A 4,086-nucleotide genomic window follows, 5' to 3' on the forward strand; every position below is an offset into this window, starting at 1 on the left:
CAGAGCAGCTGTCGTGCATGTCCTGTTTAATGTGGCAGGGGTGATTGTTTGGGTGGGCTTCATCCCGCAACTTGCAGATCTAGCCCGGGAACTTTCACCCAGCTCAGATCATTTGACGGGAGTTACGCGAATGGCCGCTGAAGCGCCACGGCAAGTTGCCAACGCGCATACGATCTTCAACGTTGTAAATACGTTCTTATTCCTAGGCTTTACGACTCAATTAGCACGATTAGTCGAGTGGATGGTACCTGATAAGCCTCTATCCGAGGACGAGCCTCTTGCTCCTCGTTTCTTGGATGAGGATTTAATATCTACACCTGCTGTTGCTCTAAGTGGAGCACGTCAAGAAATTGGCCGGATGGGGAGCTACGTTGTCGAAATGCTGAACCAGGCTTTGCCCGCCATATTGGGTCGGAGCAAACAGAATTTACGAAACATAACGGCCCTCGATAAACCAGTAGACAAACTCCACCGGTCGCTGATCGAGTACCTTGGAAAGATCTCAAGCCACCCTCTTTCTGAAGAACAATCCCAGCACCTGCTGCAGCTTGTTGAGATCGCCAACGACTTGGAGCACATAGGGGATCGTATTGCCACGGATCTGACGACTTCCGCGCATAAGAGGCTCGATGAAGGCGTTATGATAAATCCTAATACAGCCCGACAGATATCCGATTTTCATGAGGAAGTGAGCCGAGCGTTGGCGAGAGCAATTGAGGCGGTTTAAGCACTATGGAAGCGAGCCAAAGCAGTCTGTTGAGGGTTACGTGCGGGAAGTGGAATGTCTTGAAATACTGGACGGCATTTTCAAGATCGCCCGTCGAATTGCTCGGACTCAGCTGAACTCCAAAACCATGAAAGAGCCTAAACCAAGCGGTTGATACGATTGCTCAAAGGGACGCCGATAAGCCTCCTTCAATAAAATTCAGACAGGAGGGTTTCAGATCACAGCCATGTTTGAATCTGCTGCTATATCTCGCAAGCTAGACACCTCAGAGTTTAAGGCCCTCGAGGTAGATCTCAGAACCAAGCTTTTGATGGCCCAACTTCACATAGCTGAAGAACGTAAGCTCGCGATTCTTTTAGTGATTGCAGGCATCGACGGAGCTGGAAAGGCACTAATAGCCCAACGGCTGTTAGAATGGCTCGATCCTCGGCACGTATCGACTGATGCGTTCTATCTCCCGACGGAAGAAGAGCGCCAATACCCAAGAATGCAGCGTTATTGGCGTGCTCTACCTGCCAAGGGACGGATGTCTATCGTGTTCGGCTCATGGTATCACCAGCCTCTATATGAGCGAATCACCGGAATTATCGACGAGGGCCGCTTTCAGGAAGATATGCATAAGATCGCCTCGTTTGAGGCCTTGCTGGTAAATGATGGTTACATCCTATGCAAGCTCTGGGCACATCTCCCGCGGAAAGAGCGCAAAAAACGCGCTGGAGCGCGCAGCAGTGATTGGTCGCTTGATGTAAGAATGAATGAGTGGGGAGACCTAGCAAATTTGGACTACGATCTTGCCCGCGGATCGGTTGAGGAGATGGCCCGCATCACCAGCACCGCCCAGGCTCCCTGGGCCGTAGTTCCCGGTGCAGACCCGAATTATCGAGATGCATTGGCTGGACAGGTTCTACTCGACCGACTGCAGCGAGAACTCCAAATCCCATGCCAACCCGCCCCCGCGCCCACACCTTCACTACGGGCAGAGGGAATACCCAGGCCAACAGTTTTAGACCGTCTAGATCTATCTGCTAAACAAGACCCAAAATCTTACCGAAAGAAGCTCAAGGCGCTGCAGCAAAGATTCCATAAGCTAACGCAGAAGGATGATTTCAAAAACAGTGGCCTAATCCTTGTCTTCGAGGGTGCTGATGCTGCAGGCAAAGGCGGTTGCATTCGAAGGATTGTCCGCAGACTGGACCCGCGCATCTACCGCGTACATTCCATTGCTGCCCCCACTGATGAGGAGCTTCGTCATCCCTATCTCTGGCGATTTTGGCGACACATACCTCCGCGTGGCCGCTTGGTCATTTTCGAAAGAAGTTGGTATGGCAGGGTGCTCGTTGAGCGCGTTGAGGGACTCTGCCCGATCGAGGCCTGGCAACGTGCCTACCAGGAGATTGTGGATTTTGAGGATGAGCTAGTGACCAGCGGCCAGAAAATCATGAAATTTTGGCTGCAGATCAGTAAGGAAGAGCAGTTGAAGCGCTTCAAACGGCGAGAGCAGACTCCCTTTAAACGTTTCAAAATTACTGATGAAGATTGGCGAAATCGGAAGCAGTGGGCTTCTTATCAAGCTGCGGCAGTGGAGATGGTTGATCGTACGAGCACTATCAACTCTCCATGGATTCTGATTCCCTCCGAAGACAAAAAATTTGCAAGAATTAGGATCCTTGAGACGCTTTGCGATCATTTTGACAAAGAAAGACCGTAAAAAAACCATTGCCTAGGCTTATTGATAACGGTGGCCTTTGATAGCCAGAAGTGGACATTAAGTCTAGTCACCCGGAATCGGAGAGATCGTGAGGCCGAAGAAATCACCTTAAGTTTGTGTTTAATCTTTTCAGTTATCTAGATCAGCTGGGTCGTCATTAATTTCAGGAGGATCAAATGGCTGAGAAGATGATTGATTTCGAGGATTTTTCGCGGGTCGCGACTGAGCACGCGGAACAAACAATTATGGTGGACATCCGTATGGATGACGAGCGTGAGTTTCGCGGCCAACTTCATCTGGAGCCCGGTCAAACGCTTCAAGGCTTGATGAACAGTGCCGATGAGTTCATCCCAGTGCGGACCCTGGCTGGAGAGGTCCATCTTCTGAACAAACACTCCATAGAAGATATACACGAACTGCAGGGTTGCGCCTGAGATAGATCAAAGGCTCGGACGCGTACCTCCCCTAAGGTCGCTCTAAGCGATCTTAAATTGGGAGGGAACCGATGACCAAGGACGCGCTGCACCGAAACTATCTCCAAGTGGCCAAAGAGGTCTCGCAAGGAGCTGCTGCGCTGAGAGAGGCAATGCCCAAGGCGATGGCTGGCTTCAGTGCGCTTGGAGGTGCGGCCTACGCTGAGGGCGCGCTACAAAGTAAGACGAAAGAGTTGATCGCGCTGGCTATCGGCATCTCGGCGCGCTGTGACGGCTGCGTCGGCTATCATGCAAAAGCGTGTTTTGACAAAGGTGCCTCGCGTCAGGAGGTGGCTGAAACCATCGCCGTGGCGATCCAGATGGGAGGCGGTCCTTCCATGGTTTACGGGGCCGCTGCGCTAGATGCCTTCGACCAGATTGCATCCGCGGCTGAGGTTGAGGCCGCTTACAAGAATTGAGGGGCCTTGGCTGAATATCGGCGCACAGATGAAAGACCAGACGAAGCTCGCAAAAGAAGGCATCTGTCCCATCTGTGGGCAAGAGATGGACTATGTCGAGGACGTGCCGTCAGGAATGTCCGATCCTTACTATGAGTGCCCGGACTGTAGCCGCAAGTTCGACGCATTGAGTGGAAGGGAGCTGAAGGTCCACTTCTAGCCAGTAGCAGACATCTCCCCGGCATCCAAGTTTGCCAAACCTCAGCTATTTTAGAGCCTCGATCTCTACCAACTATTGGTCGCTGGTGGCGGTTAACGATGCGTCACGATGATCCCGAGTGCGACCAGAATTCCAAAGCAAAGGGCCAACAGGCTGAACCGGCGCGGCTCGCGTTCTGTGTACGGCATGAGATGCGAAGCTCCGACATATAAAAGCGCCCCACCAGACAGAGCTAATAGTGCTCCAAGGACACTCTCCTCAATCCTACTGATGAAGGGGAGCGAGATCAGGGTCCCAGCGGGCGTCGTCAATGCAGCAGCCGTGAAGGCCAATCCAACTGCCGCGCGCTTTGAGAAACCACCCCGCAGCATGAGAATGTAGGTCACAATGCCTTCGGGAAACTCATGAAGGATCATGCCGGTGGCTGCCAGGACACCCGTGACAACATCGGTAGTGAAGGTAACCGAAAAGATCACACCGTCGATCAGTGAATGAAAGCCGATGCCGAGCAGAGGGACTAGGCCGATAGCGAACTCGGCCGTTTGCGGCTTATCACAGAC

General features: G+C 52.3%; 5 protein-coding genes. 4 read left to right on the forward strand and 1 reads right to left on the reverse strand.

Annotated elements, in window-relative coordinates; all coding sequences use genetic code 11:
• The 4 genes from P8X75_14935 to P8X75_14950 form a co-directional block, all read left to right on the forward strand.
• Positions 1-727, forward strand: a 727-nt coding sequence (locus tag P8X75_14935) for a PhoU domain-containing protein (protein MEJ1996476.1), incomplete at its 5' end; no start/stop codon positions are given.
• 226 nt (positions 728-953) lie between these two features.
• Positions 954-2,435 carry a polyphosphate:AMP phosphotransferase gene (pap, locus tag P8X75_14940; GenBank protein ID MEJ1996477.1) on the forward strand — a complete coding sequence of 494 codons (1,482 nt, stop codon included), beginning with the start codon at positions 954-956 and terminating at the stop codon, positions 2,433-2,435.
• A gap of 176 nt (positions 2,436-2,611) precedes the next feature.
• Positions 2,612-2,869 carry a hypothetical protein gene (locus tag P8X75_14945; protein MEJ1996478.1) on the forward strand — a complete coding sequence of 86 codons (258 nt, stop codon included), beginning with the start codon at positions 2,612-2,614 and terminating at the stop codon, positions 2,867-2,869.
• Positions 2,870-2,955: 86 nt separating this feature from the next.
• Positions 2,956-3,327: a carboxymuconolactone decarboxylase family protein gene (locus tag P8X75_14950; protein MEJ1996479.1), complete on the forward strand. Its 372-nt coding sequence runs from the start codon at positions 2,956-2,958 to the stop codon at positions 3,325-3,327.
• 291 nt (positions 3,328-3,618) lie between these two features.
• Here the strand turns inward: P8X75_14950 and P8X75_14955 are convergent.
• Positions 3,619-4,086: ZIP family metal transporter (locus tag P8X75_14955; GenBank protein MEJ1996480.1), on the reverse strand; the 468-nt coding region annotated here is incomplete at its 5' end.

Source organism: Limibacillus sp. (genome assembly GCA_037379885.1).
Classification (GTDB): domain Bacteria; phylum Pseudomonadota; class Alphaproteobacteria; order Kiloniellales; family CECT-8803; genus JARRJC01.